Here is a 15,796-nt window from a genome sequence, read left to right on the forward strand (position 1 = left end):
CATGTCGAAGAAGACGTTCGCGGGCAAGCGGTGTCTGATCACCGGTGCGGCCAGCGGTATCGGCCGCGCGACCGCGCTTCGGCTGGCCAGTCAGGGTGCCGAGTTGTACCTCACCGACCGCAACGCCGACGGACTGACCGAGACGGTGGACGAGGTTCGCGCCCGTGGCGCTCGGGTTCCTGTGTACCGGGCGCTGGACATCTCGAACTATGACGAGGTCGCGTCGTTCGCCGCTGCGATCCACGCTGATCACCCGAGCATGGACGTGGTGATGAACATCGCCGGCGTCTCGGCCTGGGGGACCGTCGACCGGCTCTCGCATGAGCAGTGGGACAGGATGATCTCGATCAACCTGATGGGCCCGATTCACGTCATCGAGAACTTCGTGCCACCGATGGTCGCCGCGCGCAACGGTGGCCATTTGGTCAACGTCTCCTCGGCGGCGGGCTTGATCGGCCTGCCGTGGCATGCCGCCTACAGCGCGAGCAAGTTCGGTCTGCGCGGCCTTTCCGAAGTGCTTCGGTTCGACTTGGCCCGCTACCGCATCGGGGTGTCGGTGGTAGTGCCCGGCGCCGTGCGGACCCCGCTGGTCAACACCGTCGAGATCGCCGGCGTCGACCGCGAGGACCCGCAGGTTAGCCGTTGGGTGGACCGCTTCAGCGGCCACGCGGTCTCGCCGGAGAAGGCCGCCGAGAAGATCCTGGCGGGTGTCGCCCGCAACCGGTTCCTGATCTACACCTCGGCCGACATCCGCGCGCTGTATGCGTTCAAGCGTCTGGCGTGGTGGCCCTACAGCGTCGCGATGCGGCAGGTGAACCTGGTGTTCAGCAAGACTCTCAAGCCCGCTCCGGCATCTGTAGTTCGAGCCGAACACCGAGCAGTCGAATAGGCCTGTCCAGTTCGAAGAGATCCAACACGCGCAGCGCGGCCGCGACGATGGTGCCGGCGTCGACGGTGGGCTGGTCGAGCTTGCGGATCTTGGTCCGGGTGTAGAACGTGTTGGTGCGCACGGTGACCGCCACCCGGGTCACGATGCGCTCCTCGGCCACGACATCGCGCAGCGTGCGCGACGCCAGAGTGGTGATCGCCGAATCCATTTCGTGTCGATCGGTGAGGTCGTGCGGGAACGTGACGACGTGGCTGCGCGAGCGTGGCACCCACGGCTCGGAGCTCACTGTCTCGTCGCCGCCGCCGTTGGCTAATAGCAGCAACCACAGCCCGGTTCGGGGTCCAAACGTAGCGGTGAGCAGTTCGGCGTCGGCATGCGCCAACTGCCACACCGTCGTGATGTCAAGGGCAGCAAGCTTTTTCGTGGTTTTCGGGCCAACGCCCCACAATGCGTCGACGGGCCGCTCTCCCATGACCGGCATCCAATTCGACTCAGTCAACGTATATACGCCGGCCGGCTTGGCGAATCCGGTCGCGATCTTGGCGCGTTGCTTGTTGTCGCTGATGCCCACCGAGCACGACAGGCCGGTGGACTCCGCGACGACGGTGCGGATCTGCTCAGCCAACTCGGCCGGGTTATCTACGTCGGCGCCGAGATAAGCCTCGTCCCAGCCCCACACCTCGACCGGGTGACCCAAGTCGCGCAGCAGCGCCATCACCCGCTCGGACGCCGCGTCATACGCCTCGGGGTCCGACGGCAGAAACGTCGCATCCGGGCAGCGCCGGGCCGCGGAGCGTAGCGGCATGCCCGCGTGCACACCGAATTCGCGGGCCTCATAGGACGCGCAGGTCACCACCTTGCGGGGTTCGGTGGGGTCGCCGTTGCCCCCGACGATGACCGGCAACCCGACCAGTTCGGGATGGCGCCCCAGCTCTACCGACGCGAGGAACTGGTCGAGGTCGACGTGCAGGATCCAGCGCGGCTTCATCGTCCACAAAGCTTGTGGGCCAGGCTTTCCCACGCGTCGCTGAGTGTCGTCAGGGTGTGGCCACCCTCGGTGAGTTGGTGCTCGACGTAGTCCACGTCCAGCAGGGCCAGCAGCGCGTCGGTCTGCGCATCGAGGTCGCCGCTGGACTGCGCTGCTCGGAGCAGTACCCGCACGTGGGTGCGCGACACGGCCGCGGGCGCGTTGTGCCGATTCTGTGGGTCGCGGTTGGCCGCCGACAGCAAGCCGTGGTGGGCGTGGGCGAAGCGGATCCGCTCACGCCCGAATGCCACGAGTCGATCGATCGGCGGTGCGCCGGGACCCAGCGGAGGAGGGCCGAACATGAATGCATGCTGAAGGGCCTTTTCGTCCTCGTCGAGCAGCACCATCATCAGCCCCGCCCGGCTCCCGAAGCGGCGAAAGACGGTACCCTTGCCGACTCCCGCGGCTGCGGCGATGTCGTCCATGGTGACCGCGTCGGCCCCGCGTTGGTCAATCAGCCGGCGTGCCGCGTCGAGCAGGAGGGCACGGTTGCGGGCAGCGTCACCGCGCTCGTGCGGCGCGGAAACCGGCAGGTCCCGAACCGGGTCGACGGCGTTCACAGAATTACTGTAGCGTCACCGGAACAAAGCGGACTGCAGTCCGGTTTAATCGGTGCAAGGATGTACACCAACGAGCGAAGGGGAACGTGATATGCCGGACACTACAGTGTTGGCGCTGGTAGGAAGCTTGCGCGCCGCGTCGATCAACCGTCAGATCGCCGATCTGGCCACCGAAGTGGCCCCGGACGGCATCACCGTCGTCGTCTTCGAGGGCCTAGGCGATCTGCCGTTCTACAACGACGAAATCGACGACGTGATGAACCCCGAAGCGCCGGCCCTCGCTCCGGTCGCCGCCCTGCGTGCCGCGGCAGCCGACGCCGACGCTGCCCTGGTGGTGACGCCCGAATACAACGGCAGCTACCCGGCCGTCATCAAGAACGCCATCGACTGGCTGTCGCGCCCGTTCGGTGACGGCGCGCTCAAAGGCAAACCGCTGGCCGTGATCGGAGGGTCTTTCGGCCAGTACGGCGGGGTGTGGGCGCACGACGACACCCGCAAGTCGTTCGGGATCGCCGGCGCCCGGGTGATCGACACGATCAAGCTGTCGATTCCGTTCACCACGCTGAACGGTCAGCACCCGCGCGAGCACGACGAGGTGGCGGCAAACGTTCGCGACGCGCTGGGCAAGCTGGCTGCCGAAGTCAGCTAATTCTCAGCCGAGCGCCCCAGCGACCTCGATGGCGCTGGGGCGCTTTGCTGCGTGCCGACGGCGGGTCGACATGTCGGTGCCGGGTGGTACTTCTATCCGTATACCGTCGCGAGGCCGTTTTGTGACCTGCGACACGCCGAAGACTCGCCGACGCCAGGGCTTACGACCAGGGAATTTCATGATTGTTTTTCAGAACATCTTGTATACGCACCGATTGTCGACCACTAGGTGTAGTGTTTCCGACACCGACAGGCCCCAGAAGTACCAGGTCAGTCGGGAAGCGCCAGCCGACCGGTACAACCGGCCGACGCGGACCGGCGAGACGGGAATTCCATGGCCCGCCGGTTCGCTGAACTAGCAGTACCTGAGTTTTGCCAGTCCATGCTGTGTCTCACCATCGAAGAGGGGTCGTACCGCCGATGAGCGTCACCGTTTACACCAAGCCGGCCTGCGTGCAGTGCAACGCCACCTACAAGGCGCTGGACAAGCAGGGCATCGCCTACGAGAAGGTCGACATCACGTTGGACTCCGAGGCGCGCGACTACGTGATGGCTCTCGGCTACCTGCAGGCCCCCGTCGTGGTGGCCGGCAACGACCACTGGTCGGGCTTCCGTCCAGACCGGATCAAGGGGCTCACCGGAGCCGTTCTGAGCGCCTAAACGGCAAACGGCGCAGTAGGACTTAGGGAGGTAGTTGCCGTGCCGTCCGCCAGCCTGGTGTATTTCTCCAGCGTCTCGGAGAACACACACCGATTCGTGCAGAAGCTGGGTATCCCGGCGACGCGGATACCGCTGCACGAACGCATCGAGGTGGACCAGCCGTACGTGCTGGTGCTGCCGACATACGGCGGCGGCAGGGCGACTCCGAACATCAACGACGGTGGCTACGTCCCCAAACAGGTCATCGCCTTTCTGAACAACGAGCACAACCGGTCGCTGATCCGCGGTGTGATCGCGGCGGGCAACAACAATTTCGGTGCCGAATTCGCCTATGCGGGTGACGTGGTCTCCCGCAAGTGTGGCGTCCCCTACCTCTATCGCTTCGAACTCATGGGTACCCCGGACGACGTGGACGCCGTCCGCGCCGGCCTCGCTGACTTCTGGAAGGAACAGACGTGCCAACAACCGTCGCTGCAGAGCCTGTAACCACGAGCGCTCACGGGTTGCCCGACGAAACGGACTACCACGCGCTCAACGCGATGCTGAACCTGTACGACGCCGACGGCAAGATTCAGTTCGACAAGGACCGTGAGGCGGCGCATCAGTACTTTCTGCAGCACGTCAACCAGAACACGGTGTTCTTCCACAATCAGGACGAGAAGCTCGACTACCTGATCAAGGAGAACTATTACGAGCGCGAGGTGCTCGACCAGTACAGCCGCAACTTCGTTAAGACGCTGCTGGATCGCGCCTACGCCAAGAAGTTCCGGTTCCCGACCTTCCTCGGCGCGTTCAAGTACTACACCTCGTACACCCTGAAGACGTTCGACGGCAAGCGCTATTTGGAGCGGTTCGAAGACCGAGTGGTGATGGTGGCGCTGACGCTGGCGTCCGGCGACACCGCGCTAGCCGAGAAGCTGGTCGACGAGATCATCGACGGCCGGTTCCAGCCCGCGACCCCGACCTTCCTCAACTCGGGCAAGAAGCAGCGCGGCGAGCCGGTGAGCTGCTTCCTGCTGCGCATCGAGGACAACATGGAGTCGATCGGGCGCTCGATCAACTCGGCGCTGCAGCTGTCCAAGCGCGGCGGGGGAGTTGCGTTGCTGCTGAGCAACATTCGCGAGCACGGCGCACCGATCAAGAACATCGAGAACCAGTCGTCTGGTGTCATCCCGATCATGAAGCTGCTGGAGGACTCGTTCTCTTACGCCAACCAGTTGGGGGCCCGGCAGGGCGCCGGCGCGGTGTACCTGCATGCGCATCACCCCGATATCTACCGCTTCCTGGACACCAAGCGGGAAAACGCCGACGAGAAAATCCGGATCAAGACGCTGAGCCTGGGCGTGGTGATCCCGGACATCACGTTCGAGTTGGCCAAGAACAACGAAGACATGTATCTGTTCTCGCCCTACGACGTCGAGCGCGTCTACGGGCTCCCGTTCGCCGATATCTCGGTCACCGAGAAGTACTACGAGATGGTCGACGACGCGCGGATCCGCAAGACCAAGATCAAGGCGCGCGAGTTCTTCCAGACGCTGGCCGAATTGCAGTTCGAGTCGGGCTACCCGTACATCATGTTCGAGGACACGGTCAACCGGGCCAATCCCATCGAAGGCAAGATCACCCACTCGAACCTGTGCTCGGAGATCCTGCAGGTGTCCACCCCGTCGTTGTTCAACGATGACTTGTCGTACGCCAAAGTGGGCAAAGACATTTCGTGCAACCTGGGCTCGCTGAACATCGCCAAGACGATGGACTCGCCGGACTTCGCGCAGACCATCGAGGTGGCGATTCGCGCGCTGACCGCGGTGAGCGACCAGACCCACATCTGGTCGGTGCCGTCGATCGAGCAGGGCAACAACGACTCACACGCCATCGGGCTGGGGCAGATGAACCTGCACGGCTACCTGGCCCGCGAGCGCATTTTCTACGGGTCCGAAGAGGGCATCGACTTCACCAACATTTACTTCTACACCGTGCTCTACCACGCGCTGCGTGCCTCGAATCGCATTGCGATCGAACGCGGTTCGCACTTCAAGGGTTTCGAGAACTCGAAGTACGCGTCCGGTGAGTTCTTCGACAAGTACACCCAGCAGGTCTGGGAACCCAAGACCGACAAGGTGGCTCAGCTGTTCGCCGACGCCGGCATCCGGATCCCGAACCAGGACGACTGGCAGCGGCTCAAGGAATCTGTGCAGCAGCACGGTATCTACAACCAGAACCTGCAGGCGGTCCCGCCGACCGGGTCGATTTCCTACATCAACCACTCGACGTCGTCGATACACCCGGTCGCGTCCAAGATCGAGATCCGCAAGGAAGGCAAGATCGGCCGTGCCTACTACCCGGCGCCGTATCTGACGAACGACAACCTGGAGTACTACCAGGATGCCTACGAAATCGGCTACGAGAAGATCATCGACACCTACGCCGCGGCCACTCAGCATGTGGATCAAGGGCTTTCGCTAACGCTGTTCTTCAAAGACACCGCTACCACGCGTGACGTCAACAAAGCGCAGATCTACGCCTGGCGTAAAGGCATCAAGACCCTCTACTACATCCGGTTGCGGCAGATGGCGCTGGAGGGCACTGAGGTCGAGGGCTGCGTCTCCTGCATGCTGTGACCCTCGAGGTCCTTCCGCCGAGTGGACACTTGATGCACGCGAACGGGCGGCGTTTTGGCGGCCATAACTGGCCACTCGACGGCGCGAGGAATGCCAGGTCAGCGCCCGCACCGGGGTATGGTGCTTGACGTGGTCAGAATTCCGCGGCCTCCCATCCCGCACCCCGGGCCCAAGCCCGCGGTGAAGGTCGACGCGCGCAGCGAGCGGTGGAAAGAGCACCGCAAGAAGGTGCGCGCGGAGATCGTGGAGGCGGCGTTTCGCGCCATCGACCGCCTGGGTCCTGACCTGAGCGTGCGAGAGATTGCCGAAGAGGCGGGCACCGCCAAGCCCAAGATCTACCGGCATTTCACCGACAAGTCCGACCTGTTCCAAGCGATCGGCGAACGGCTGCGCGACATGCTGTGGGCGGCGGTCTTCCCGTCGATTGACTTCGCCAACAACTCCGTACGCGAGATCATCCGCCGGACCGCGGAAGAATACGTGAACCTTGTCGACGAGCATCCCAACGTGCTGCGGTTCTTCATCCAGGGCCGTTTCCCCGAGCAGTCGGAATCGGCGACCCGGACGTTGAGCGAGGGCCGTGAGATCACGCTGGCGATGGCGGAGATGTTCAACAACGAGCTGCGGGAGATGGAACTCGATCCCGGCGCCTTCGAGCTCGCGGCGTTCGCGACCTACGGCTGCGCGGCGGCGGCCACCGAATGGTGGCTGGGCTCCGACGTGGACAGTCCACGTCGGATGCCTCACGACCAATTCGTCGAGCATCTGACCACGATCACGATGGGCGTCATCAGTGGCACCGCCGAGATGCTCGGCATCAAGCTGGACCCTGACCAGCCGATTCACGATGCGATGCCGCGTAACTCCGCTGCCAGCTAGCCGAGGGCGGCCGCGGTGCAGAAGCTGTGGTCGTGGTTTCGCGCAGACCGCAGCCCTGGCTTCTGTTTGGCGGCTATTTGATCGCGGGCGGCGTTGCTACCCTCGATTTCCATGAGTACAGCCGAGTCGACCATCCAGCCTGAGGCAGCGGCCCAGCCGGTTCGCACCCGCGCGTTGATCATCGGGACAGGATTCGCCGGCCTGGGCATGGCCATCGCACTCCAGCGGCAAGGCGTGGACTTCGTCATCGTCGAGAAGGCCGACGACATCGGCGGCACCTGGCGCGACAACAGCTACCCGGGCTGCGCATGCGACGTGCCGTCGCACCTGTACTCGTTCTCCTTCGAGCCGAAAGCCACCTGGAGCAAGCTGTTCTCGCCGCAGCCAGAAATCCTGGATTACCTCAAGGGCGTCACGGAGAAATACGGGTTGCGGCGCTACATCCGCTTCGGGCAGAAGGTGAGCCGCGCGCACTGGGACGACAGCGAATACCGGTGGCACGTCTACACCGAATCCGGGGACGAGTACGTCGCGCAGTTCCTGATCTCGGGCGCTGGCGCACTGCACATCCCGCGCTTGCCCGACATCGACGGCATGAACGAATTTCGCGGTCCCGCATTCCATTCCGCGGAGTGGGACCACGGCGTGGACTTGGCCGGAAAGCGTGTCGCAGTGATCGGCACCGGTGCGAGCGCAATCCAAATCGTGCCGGAGTTGGTGCGACGTGACGCCGGCGTCGCCGAGGTCCAGCTCTACCAGCGCACGCCGCCATGGGTGGTGCCACGGCCGAACAGCTTGCTGCCTGATGCGGTCCGCACGGCGTTCGCGACGGTGCCCGGCCTGCGTTTTCTGGTGCGCTCCGGAATCTACTGGGGCCTCGAAGGCCTCGGGTTCGCCATGACGCAGCGGCCGAGCCTGCTGCGCGCCGTCGAGCTGGTCGGCCGCTGGAACATCCGCCGCAACGTCAAGGACAAGGATCTGCGCCGTCGGCTCACCCCGAGCTATCGTGCCGGCTGCAAGCGAATCCTCTACTCAGGCAGCTATTACCAGGCCGTCGCCAACCCGAAGGCGACATTGATCACCGAGCGAATTGACCGGATCACCGCGAACGGCATTGTGACCGGCGACGGTGTCGAGCATCCCGCCGACGTGATCGTGTACGCCACCGGTTTCCACACCACCGACTCCTACACCTACGTCGACGTGAAGGGCCCGCGGGGCGAGGACCTGGTGGACCGCTGGAACCGTGAAGGAGTCGTCGCGCATCGCGGCATTGCCGTGGCCGACATGCCGAACCTGTTCTTCCTGCTCGGGCCGAACACCGGGTTGGGCCACACCTCGGTGGTCTTCATGATCGAGTCGCAGATCCACTACGTCGCCCAGGCGATCGCGGCGGTCGACAAGACCGGCGCACAAGCGTTGGCGCCCAGTCGTTCTGCGCAGGATCGGTCCAACGCCGAACTGCAGGACAAGCTGGCCGGATCGGTCTGGAACACCGGTGGTTGCAGCAGTTGGTATCTGGACGAGCACGGCGTCAACCGAACCCTGTGGAGCGGTATGACGTGGCAGTACTGGCGCGACACCCGCTCGCTGAAGATGGCCGAGTACAAATTCTTCGGAGTGGGCAGCGGCGCGCGGGCGAAGGTCAGTGCCTAGCTCGCTTTGCGACTGAATTGCCGGAGATTGAGCCGCATGATGCGGTCCATCGTCCGGTCGGAGACGAGTCGGCTGACCCGCGCCAGCATCGCGGCGTCGCGTCCGATGGTGTAGCGAGTCCGGGGGCGCGACGCGGTTGCGGCGTGGGCGATCACCTTCGCGGCGGATTCCGCGGGCACGCCAGTCGCATCGAACGAACGGGCTTGTGCCGTTACGGCGTTCACCAATGTGTGATAGCGGGCGCGCTGTTCGGTGCTCATGGCTGCTGTCAGCTTTTCGGAGGTGGCGATTCCGCGTTCGGCGATCTGCGTCTTGACCGCGCCCGGCTCGATGACCACGACGTTGACTCCGGTGCCGCCCGTTTCGCGACGCAACGCGTCGCTGACGGCCTCCATTGCGAACTTGGATCCGGCGTAGGCGCCATAGGTCGGCAATGCCACCTTGCCGCCGATGGAACTGATGTTGACCACCGTGCCGGAACTCTTCAGCAGATACGGGAACAGCGCCTGCGTCACGGCGATGTGGCCAAACAGGTTGACGTCGAATTGTCGGCGCCACTGGGCAATTGGCAGTATCTCCAGGGGTGCGTTGATGGCGACGCCGGCGTTGTTCACCAGGGCGCGAAGCGGCCGAGAGTCGCGGGCGACGCGGTCGGCGAGCGCCGCGACGTCGGTGTCCGTGGTGATGTCCAGGATGCAGGGCTCGATGCCGTCGACGGTACGCAGCAACTGCGCGTCGACCTCGCGGCGCACACCTGCCAGTACGTGAAAGCCCCTGCCGGCCAACTCTTTAGCGGTTGCGGCGCCGATGCCGGTGGACGCCCCGGTCACGACGATCAGTTCGGTGCGGTCCATCACTGCCTCCAGCGCAATTTCAGTTGACGTTGTCCACTCAAGCTAGGTAATTGAGTTGACATTGTCAACTGGGGTGCGGGCATATGCTCTGCGGATGGCGACACGATCGGAGAGTGCGGCGGCAACCCGCCAGTCGCTGATCGACGCCGCCGCGGCCCTGCTCGACCTCGGTGGCCCGGAAGCCGTGACGCTCCGCGAGGTCGGAGCGCGAAGCGGGGTGTCTCGCTCGGCGGCGTATCGGCATTTCGCCGATAAGGAGTCATTGCTGACCCAAGTGGCCGCCAACGGGCTGCAGGAATTGGGTGATGCATTGGAAGTGCTTGTCGCCAACGAGGATTCGGCCGAAGTGTGCCTGCGGTCGGGTCTGCTCGCCCTGATCGACATCGGTCGTGACCGGCCGCACCTGTATCGGTTGATGTTCAGCACGCCGACAGGGGATATCGCGGGGGCGGTCCAGGCGGCCGAGCGAACCCAGCACCTGTTCCTCGACATCGTGGGTCGTATTACCGGTCCGCGACAGGCGCACCGTTACGGTGCTCTGCTGCTGACGACGGCCCACGGCATCACCGGGCTGGACCTCAGTGGCCACCTCGATATGGCCAAGTGGCACACCACGGCTGAAGAGCTGGTCGACACCGTCATCTCGCTATTGCCGAAGTCGAAGTAGCTGGGCGAACGCGCCGGCGGCCGCGTCCACTCCTGCGTCATCGCCAGTGGCGACCAGGTCGAGCAACAGTCCGCGGACGACCGCGAGCCCGAGTCGCGCCGCCGCGGGCTCGGCCAGACCCTCGGTGAGCTCTAGCCACTCGTCGACGGCGCCGGGGACCATTCGGTCAAAAGGCTTCTCGCCGTTGGCCGCCCGCGCGTAGCACTCGAAGAACAGTCGCTCGAACGGCCGCAGTTCTGGGCGCCTCACATCGGCCCACATCGCGGCAAAGTGATCGGCTGGATCGGTCGGCAGATCGGCCAGGACGGCCATCTGCCGGCGCTCGACTTCCGCGACGATCGCCAGTAGAAGCTCGTCACGAGAACCGAAGTGATGCAACAGCATTCGGTGGCTGGTGCCGACCGCCGCGGCGACGTCGCGCAGCGACCGGTCGCCTACTCCGCCGGCGGCGAACTCGTCGACCAGCTTGTCCAGTAACTGACCGCGCCGGCTCCGATCAGGACGGCTGGCCACTGGCGCGATGAAGTTGCTCAGAGCGGTTCTTTAGTCCTTGGGCCTCGAGTGCGAGGAAGCGTCTGGTCTTCTTTGCCAGCATTCGTCCGACCAAAGCGCCGAGCAGGCCGCGTTGCTCGAGTTGCTGACGCACCAGGGTGCGCCCGTCGGACCGGGGGATGACCCAATGTCGGGCGCTGACGTCGACTCCGGCTGATCGTTGCACCCAGGTCCACGTGGATCCGGCGTCGATGTCGGTGACTTCCCAGACCAGCTTCGCCATTCCGGGCTGCTTGATCGAGAACCGTTTGCCGACAGCAAGGTCGGGGCCGTCGTGACCGATCAGCGAGGTGACCGATTCGGTCCAGTCGGGCCAATGCTCGACGTCGCTGAACACCTTCCACACCAGCTGCGGTGGAGCGTCGATCTCGATGCTGTCTTCGGTCAACATGTACCAAATGGTACATCGAAGTCGTGGGAATACCTAGCGCAGAATGAGGGGTATGCAAAGCGAGTAGCTGTCCTGCGTGCGACACGCGGAAACACAAGTTGTTGTGTTCCATCGCGATGTCGTACCCCAGGGGTAGTGTTTGTGACCTACGCAACGTCGACTATCCGTCCTGGTGAAGTGGGGTTCTGGTGACTGATGGAATGAAGCTGATCGACCGTGTCTCCGCGATCAACTGGAACCGTCTGCAAGACGAGAAAGACGCGGAGGTCTGGGAGCGGCTGACCGGCAACTTCTGGCTGCCAGAAAAGGTGCCGGTATCCAACGACATCCCGTCGTGGGGAACGCTGACGCCCAGCGAGAAGCAGTTGACCATGCGGGTGTTCACCGGGTTGACGCTGCTGGACACCATCCAGGGCACGGTGGGCGCCGTCAGCCTGATTCCCGATGCGCTGACCCCGCACGAGGAGGCGGTGTACACCAACATCGCGTTCATGGAGTCGGTCCACGCCAAGAGCTACAGCTCGATCTTCTCCACGCTGTGCTCGACGGTCGAGATCGACGAGGCGTTCCGCTGGTCAGAGGAGAATCCCAACCTCCAGCGCAAGGCCGAAATCGTCATGGACTACTACCGCGGCGACGACCCCCTCAAGCGCAAGGTCGCTTCGACGCTGCTGGAGAGCTTCCTGTTCTACTCCGGCTTCTATCTGCCGATGTACTGGTCGAGCCGGGCCAAGCTGACCAACACCGCCGACCTGATCCGGCTGATCATCCGCGACGAGGCCGTGCACGGTTACTACATCGGCTACAAGTTCCAGAAGGGCTTGGCCAACGAGGACGCGGCCCGGCAGGCCGAGCTCAAGGACTACACCTACGAGCTGCTGTTCGAGCTCTACGACAACGAGGTCGAATACACCCAGGATCTCTACGACGAGGTCGGGCTCACCGAGGACGTCAAGAAATTCCTGCGCTACAACGCCAACAAAGCCCTGATGAACCTCGGCTACGAGGCGCTGTTCCCGCGCGACGAGACCGACGTCAACCCGGCAATCCTGTCGGCCCTGTCGCCGAACGCCGACGAGAACCACGACTTCTTCTCCGGCTCGGGTTCGTCATACGTGATCGGCAAGGCCGTCGTCACCGAAGACGAGGACTGGGACTTCTAAGTCCCATTCCGAGGAGTCGGGGCGCGTGAAGCTCGATCACCGAAGACGAGGACTGGGACTTCTAAGTCCCATTCCGAGGAGTCGGGGCGCGTGAAGCTCGATCACCGAGACGAGGACTGGGACTTCTAAATCTCAGGCGGGCGCGTCACGCGGCTAGATGAAAACGAGTGCCGATTACACTCGTCGTCCATGGCCGCCGTCACAGTTGTCCGCAGGGTTGTCACGGCGCTGGCCTCGAGTGCACTCTTGCTGTTCGGCTCGGCCGGCCTTGCCCAGGCGCATGGCACGCACGTAGCGCCGGTGGAACCCCAAGTGCCGTCGCCGCGTGCCCATCACGGACCGTTTTCCGTCCTCCACCAAGGGCAGGTCCCCGGGCCATACTCCGCGCTTCGCCAGGCACGCTGACTGAACGGCGGATGAATTTCACCCGCGTTCGGCCGTGACAGTGGCGACGCCGCCCCTCGAGCCCTGACACTGATGCAATGGCGATAACACCGACTTCGGCGGCCAAGTTCTTCCGATCCGTCATCAAGTGGCTGCAGGTCGGCTATCCGGAAGGTGTCCCCGGGCCCGACCGTGTCCCCTTGCTGGCACTGCTGCGCAGCACGCCGCTGACCGAAGAAGAAATCACCGAGGTCGTGGACTCGATCGACGAGGAAGACTTGTCGGGAAGCCGTATCGACCGTGACGTGATCGCGGACTTCATCGCCGACATGACGCACTACGACGCGAGTCCGGAGAACATCGCCCGAGTCGCCGCTCGGCTGGCCGCCGCCGGGTGGCCGCTGTCTGGTATCAGCGACCAGCCCGGCGCCACGGCGCCCTGACTCAGATAGTCGATACGTCGATCACGAAGCGGTACCGCACGTCGCTGGCCAGGACCCGCTCGTAAGCTTCGTTGACGTAGCTCGCCTCGATAACCTCGATCTCGGGCAGCGTGTTGTGCTCAGCGCAGAAGTTGAGCATCTCCTGGGTCTCGGCGATGCCACCGATGTTCGAGCCGGACAGGCTGCGGCGGGCGAGCGCCAGCGAGAAAGCGTGCACCTCCATCGGGTGCTCCGGGATGCCCAGTTCCACCAGCGTGCCGTCCACGTCGAGCAGGCCCAAGTGAGCGCCGAGGTCCAGGTTGGCCGAGACGGTGTTCAGGATCAGGTCGAAGCCGTTGCGCAACTTCTTGAAGGTGTCCTTGTCGGAAGTCGCGTAGTAGTGCTTGGCGCCCAGGCGCAGGCCGTCTTCCATCTTCTTCAACGACTGCGACAACACCGTCACCTCGGCGCCCATCGCGGCGCCGAGTTTGACGCCCATGTGCCCCAGGCCGCCCAGCCCGATGATCGCGAGCCGGGTGTCGGGTCCGGCCTTCCAGTGCCGCAACGGCGAGAACAGGGTGATCCCGGCGCACAACAGCGGCGCCGCGGCGTCCAGGGGCAGCGAGTCAGGAATCCGCACCACGAAGTTCTCGTTCACGACGACGGCTTGGCTGTACCCGCCTTGGGTGATGGTGCCGTCTTCGTCTTTGGAGTTGTAGGTCATGATCGCGCCGTTTTTGCAGTACTGCTCCAGTCCGGCCGTACAGCTACTGCAGTGGCCGCACGAGTTCACCATGCAGCCGACGCCGACGTGGTCACCCACCTCGTGTTTGGTCACCTCGGCACCCACGGCCGTCACGACGCCCGCGATCTCGTGTCCAGGCACAAGCGGGTAGGTGGGAGTGCCCCACTCGGCCTTCACGGTGTGAATGTCGGAGTGGCAGATGCCGGCGAACTTGATGTCGATGGCAACGTCGTGCGGGCCGGGTTCGCGGCGGTCGATCGTGGTCTTGGTCAGGTGCCCCGACTTGTCCGAGGCGGCGTACGCGGAAACGGTGCTCATCAACGATCCTCTTCAGTGCGCGTGAATTTGTCTCGAATTCCATTGAACGCCACCCAGATTAGCATAGACAAGCTATGTAACCGCGGGTCTGCGGTCGACCTCACACCGCGACTAGTTGATCGGCGCGTTGATCCAGCGCAGGTCGTCAATGATGCCGCGGGCCGCAACCACGCCCTGGCCGGTCTGCCAGATTTCATTGTTGACCACAAAGATCCGGTTGTCGCGAGTGGCGGACAGCCGGCGCCACGCGTCACTGTCGAAGATCGTCGGCGCACGGTCTTTGGCGGCAGGGGAGTCGAACGACACATAGACGACGTCGGCGTCGGCGGGCGAGAAGTCGGCACTGCCCGACAGGTCATGGTCGGTGCTGCCCACCTCGATGTAGGGCTTGTCGGTAAAACGTTGCGCCGCAGGGCGATCCACGCCGACCGTGGTCAAGACACTGCCCGGGAAGTTGTCGGACCCGTAGACGCGCACGGCATTCGCGGTGAATTGCACCACCGACGCCTGGTAGTGCGCGGAATCATGGGCGGCGCCGTCGTCGTGAGCCTTGGCGGTGAAGCGTTCGATCACGTCGTTGGCGGCGTCGGCGCGCGCGGTGGCTTCGGCGACCCCGCGCAGGTTGTTCTGCCAGGCGGCACCGGGTGCACCGGTGAACACAGTCGGCGCGATAGCCGCCAGATCGGCGTACAGCTTCGGGGTCAAGGCCTGCGAGCCGAGAATCAGATCAGGTTTGGCGGCCTTGACCGCGTTCAGGTCGGGATGGCTGCGGGTGCCCACACCCGGCACTTTGTGCACGACGGTGCCCAGGTAGGACGGCTGCTCAGGCGAGCCGTCAGGCAGTGCGGCCCCGACGATGCGTGCCTGCAGACCCAGCGCGCACAACGCGTCGAGCTGGTCGCCGGAGAGCACGACGATGCGCTGGGGGTCGGCGGGCACCTCGGCGGTATCCGGTTCGACGCCGGCCGCGTTGTGCGCGATGCGCGGCGATGCGGCGGGATCCAGACCGGCGGGCTCTGGTGCGCATGACTCGTCGGGGCGGCGCTGGTTTCCCAGCACCCCAGCGCCGGCAATCTGAGTCGTGCTGGTGATTACCGACACCGACGGCGGCTTGCCGCCTCCCTGGGATCCAGAGGTGCAACCGCTGCACGCGGCGACGGCCAGCGCTGCCGTCATCGCAGCGGCCAGCGCGGGTCGCCCACCCCTGATCAGCACGGGTCCGACGTTAACATCCGGCCAGGTGAAGCCGACCTCGCCGAACGCGCGTCGCGGCAAGCCAAGAGAGTTCACCCGCTTATTACGACAGTTTGTAGGACCTGTCCGTCGCGGCGCCGGTAGGCGGGCTAGACTCGGGATTCTG

Annotated in this window: 17 protein-coding genes; 10 read left to right on the plus strand and 7 right to left on the minus strand. The window is 64.3% G+C overall.

Features of this window, described 5'->3' with window-relative positions; translation table 11 throughout:
- The first annotated feature begins 1 nt into the window (after nucleotide 1).
- Nucleotides 2-889: an SDR family oxidoreductase gene (locus MKK62_RS17645; protein WP_240258608.1), complete on the plus strand. Its 888-nt coding sequence runs from the start codon at nucleotides 2-4 to the stop codon at nucleotides 887-889.
- Here the strand turns inward: MKK62_RS17645 and MKK62_RS17650 are convergent.
- Together MKK62_RS17650 and MKK62_RS17655 are read right to left on the minus strand one after the other, a co-directional pair.
- Nucleotides 837-1,886: a DNA polymerase IV gene (locus MKK62_RS17650; RefSeq protein ID WP_240264088.1), complete on the minus strand. Its 1,050-nt coding sequence runs from the start codon at nucleotides 1,884-1,886 to the stop codon at nucleotides 837-839. The genes MKK62_RS17645 and MKK62_RS17650 overlap by 53 nt on opposite strands.
- Nucleotides 1,874-2,476: a TetR/AcrR family transcriptional regulator gene (locus tag MKK62_RS17655; RefSeq protein ID WP_240258607.1), complete on the minus strand. Its 603-nt coding sequence runs from the start codon at nucleotides 2,474-2,476 to the stop codon at nucleotides 1,874-1,876. The genes MKK62_RS17650 and MKK62_RS17655 overlap by 13 nt, the downstream gene beginning before the upstream one ends.
- A gap of 91 nt (nucleotides 2,477-2,567) precedes the next feature.
- Here MKK62_RS17655 and MKK62_RS17660 point away from each other — a divergent pair, with 91 nt between their 5' ends.
- The 6 genes from MKK62_RS17660 (at nucleotide 2,568) to MKK62_RS17685 (ending at nucleotide 8,940) form a co-directional block, all read left to right on the plus strand.
- The gene (locus MKK62_RS17660) at nucleotides 2,568-3,125 is read left to right on the plus strand and encodes an NAD(P)H-dependent oxidoreductase (protein ID WP_240258606.1); all 558 of its coding nucleotides are present in this window, start codon (nucleotides 2,568-2,570) and stop codon (nucleotides 3,123-3,125) included.
- Between the two features lie 419 nt (nucleotides 3,126-3,544).
- Nucleotides 3,545-3,784 (plus strand): redoxin NrdH, encoded by a 240-nt coding sequence (locus MKK62_RS17665; protein ID WP_240258605.1) that lies wholly within the window; start codon nucleotides 3,545-3,547, stop codon nucleotides 3,782-3,784.
- Nucleotides 3,785-3,823: 39 nt separating this feature from the next.
- Nucleotides 3,824-4,270 (plus strand): class Ib ribonucleoside-diphosphate reductase assembly flavoprotein NrdI, encoded by a 447-nt coding sequence (nrdI, locus tag MKK62_RS17670; RefSeq protein ID WP_240258604.1) that lies wholly within the window; start codon nucleotides 3,824-3,826, stop codon nucleotides 4,268-4,270.
- A gap of 17 nt (nucleotides 4,271-4,287) precedes the next feature.
- Nucleotides 4,288-6,405, plus strand: a complete 2,118-nt coding sequence (gene nrdE, locus MKK62_RS17675) for a class 1b ribonucleoside-diphosphate reductase subunit alpha (RefSeq protein WP_240264087.1) — start codon at nucleotides 4,288-4,290, stop codon at nucleotides 6,403-6,405.
- 129 nt (nucleotides 6,406-6,534) lie between these two features.
- The gene (locus MKK62_RS17680) at nucleotides 6,535-7,284 is read left to right on the plus strand and encodes a TetR/AcrR family transcriptional regulator (RefSeq protein WP_240258603.1); all 750 of its coding nucleotides are present in this window, start codon (nucleotides 6,535-6,537) and stop codon (nucleotides 7,282-7,284) included.
- A 111-nt stretch (nucleotides 7,285-7,395) separates the two neighbouring features.
- Nucleotides 7,396-8,940, plus strand: coding sequence for a flavin-containing monooxygenase (locus MKK62_RS17685; RefSeq protein ID WP_240258602.1), 1,545 nt, complete (start codon nucleotides 7,396-7,398; stop codon nucleotides 8,938-8,940).
- On the opposite strand, the gene MKK62_RS17690 is transcribed toward MKK62_RS17685, so the two are convergent.
- A complete protein-coding gene (locus MKK62_RS17690; protein ID WP_240258601.1) occupies nucleotides 8,937-9,794 on the minus strand; it encodes an SDR family NAD(P)-dependent oxidoreductase in 858 nt (285 codons plus the stop codon). The two genes, MKK62_RS17685 and MKK62_RS17690, sit on opposite strands and share 4 nt — an antisense overlap.
- Before the next feature lie 94 nt (nucleotides 9,795-9,888).
- Between MKK62_RS17690 and MKK62_RS17695 the strand changes: the two genes are divergently transcribed.
- Entirely contained in the window at nucleotides 9,889-10,461 is a 573-nt protein-coding gene (locus MKK62_RS17695) for a TetR/AcrR family transcriptional regulator (RefSeq protein ID WP_240258600.1), read from the plus strand.
- Here MKK62_RS17695 and MKK62_RS17700 read toward each other — a convergent pair.
- Nucleotides 10,441-10,974, minus strand: coding sequence for a TetR/AcrR family transcriptional regulator (locus tag MKK62_RS17700; protein WP_240258599.1), 534 nt, complete (start codon nucleotides 10,972-10,974; stop codon nucleotides 10,441-10,443). The genes MKK62_RS17695 and MKK62_RS17700 overlap by 21 nt on opposite strands.
- Nucleotides 10,958-11,404 (minus strand): SRPBCC family protein, encoded by a 447-nt coding sequence (locus MKK62_RS17705; RefSeq protein WP_240258598.1) that lies wholly within the window; start codon nucleotides 11,402-11,404, stop codon nucleotides 10,958-10,960. The genes MKK62_RS17700 and MKK62_RS17705 overlap by 17 nt, the downstream gene beginning before the upstream one ends.
- A gap of 188 nt (nucleotides 11,405-11,592) precedes the next feature.
- On the opposite strand from MKK62_RS17705, the gene nrdF reads away from it, so the two are divergent.
- Together nrdF and MKK62_RS17715 are read left to right on the plus strand one after the other, a co-directional pair.
- Nucleotides 11,593-12,567: a class 1b ribonucleoside-diphosphate reductase subunit beta gene (nrdF, locus tag MKK62_RS17710; RefSeq protein WP_240258597.1), complete on the plus strand. Its 975-nt coding sequence runs from the start codon at nucleotides 11,593-11,595 to the stop codon at nucleotides 12,565-12,567.
- Between the two features lie 488 nt (nucleotides 12,568-13,055).
- Entirely contained in the window at nucleotides 13,056-13,394 is a 339-nt protein-coding gene (locus tag MKK62_RS17715; RefSeq protein ID WP_434085098.1) for a DUF3349 domain-containing protein, read from the plus strand.
- A gap of 1 nt (nucleotide 13,395) precedes the next feature.
- On the opposite strand, the gene MKK62_RS17720 is transcribed toward MKK62_RS17715, so the two are convergent.
- Both MKK62_RS17720 and MKK62_RS17725 read right to left on the minus strand, forming a co-directional pair.
- The gene (locus MKK62_RS17720) at nucleotides 13,396-14,436 is read right to left on the minus strand and encodes an NAD(P)-dependent alcohol dehydrogenase (protein ID WP_240258595.1); all 1,041 of its coding nucleotides are present in this window, start codon (nucleotides 14,434-14,436) and stop codon (nucleotides 13,396-13,398) included.
- Between the two features lie 111 nt (nucleotides 14,437-14,547).
- Nucleotides 14,548-15,612, minus strand: coding sequence for an iron-siderophore ABC transporter substrate-binding protein (locus MKK62_RS17725; protein WP_240264086.1), 1,065 nt, complete (start codon nucleotides 15,610-15,612; stop codon nucleotides 14,548-14,550).
- Nucleotides 15,613-15,796: the final 184 nt, after the last annotated feature.

Source organism: Mycobacterium paraterrae, assembly GCF_022430545.2.
Lineage (GTDB): Bacteria > Actinomycetota > Actinomycetes > Mycobacteriales > Mycobacteriaceae > Mycobacterium > Mycobacterium paraterrae.

Coding starts and splice junctions, on each gene's coding strand:
- MKK62_RS17665 (WP_240258605.1), top strand. CDS start 3,545: ATGAGCGTCACCGTTTACACCAAGCCGGCCTGCGTGCAGTGCAACGCC.
- MKK62_RS17685 (WP_240258602.1), top strand. CDS start 7,396: ATGAGTACAGCCGAGTCGACCATCCAGCCTGAGGCAGCGGCCCAGCCG.
- MKK62_RS17725 (WP_240264086.1), bottom strand. CDS start 15,612: ATGACGGCAGCGCTGGCCGTCGCCGCGTGCAGCGGTTGCACCTCTGGA.
- MKK62_RS17645 (WP_240258608.1), top strand. CDS start 2: ATGTCGAAGAAGACGTTCGCGGGCAAGCGGTGTCTGATCACCGGTGCG.
- MKK62_RS17695 (WP_240258600.1), top strand. CDS start 9,889: ATGGCGACACGATCGGAGAGTGCGGCGGCAACCCGCCAGTCGCTGATC.
- MKK62_RS17660 (WP_240258606.1), top strand. CDS start 2,568: ATGCCGGACACTACAGTGTTGGCGCTGGTAGGAAGCTTGCGCGCCGCG.
- MKK62_RS17705 (WP_240258598.1), bottom strand. CDS start 11,404: ATGTTGACCGAAGACAGCATCGAGATCGACGCTCCACCGCAGCTGGTG.
- MKK62_RS17720 (WP_240258595.1), bottom strand. CDS start 14,436: ATGAGCACCGTTTCCGCGTACGCCGCCTCGGACAAGTCGGGGCACCTG.
- MKK62_RS17690 (WP_240258601.1), bottom strand. CDS start 9,794: ATGGACCGCACCGAACTGATCGTCGTGACCGGGGCGTCCACCGGCATC.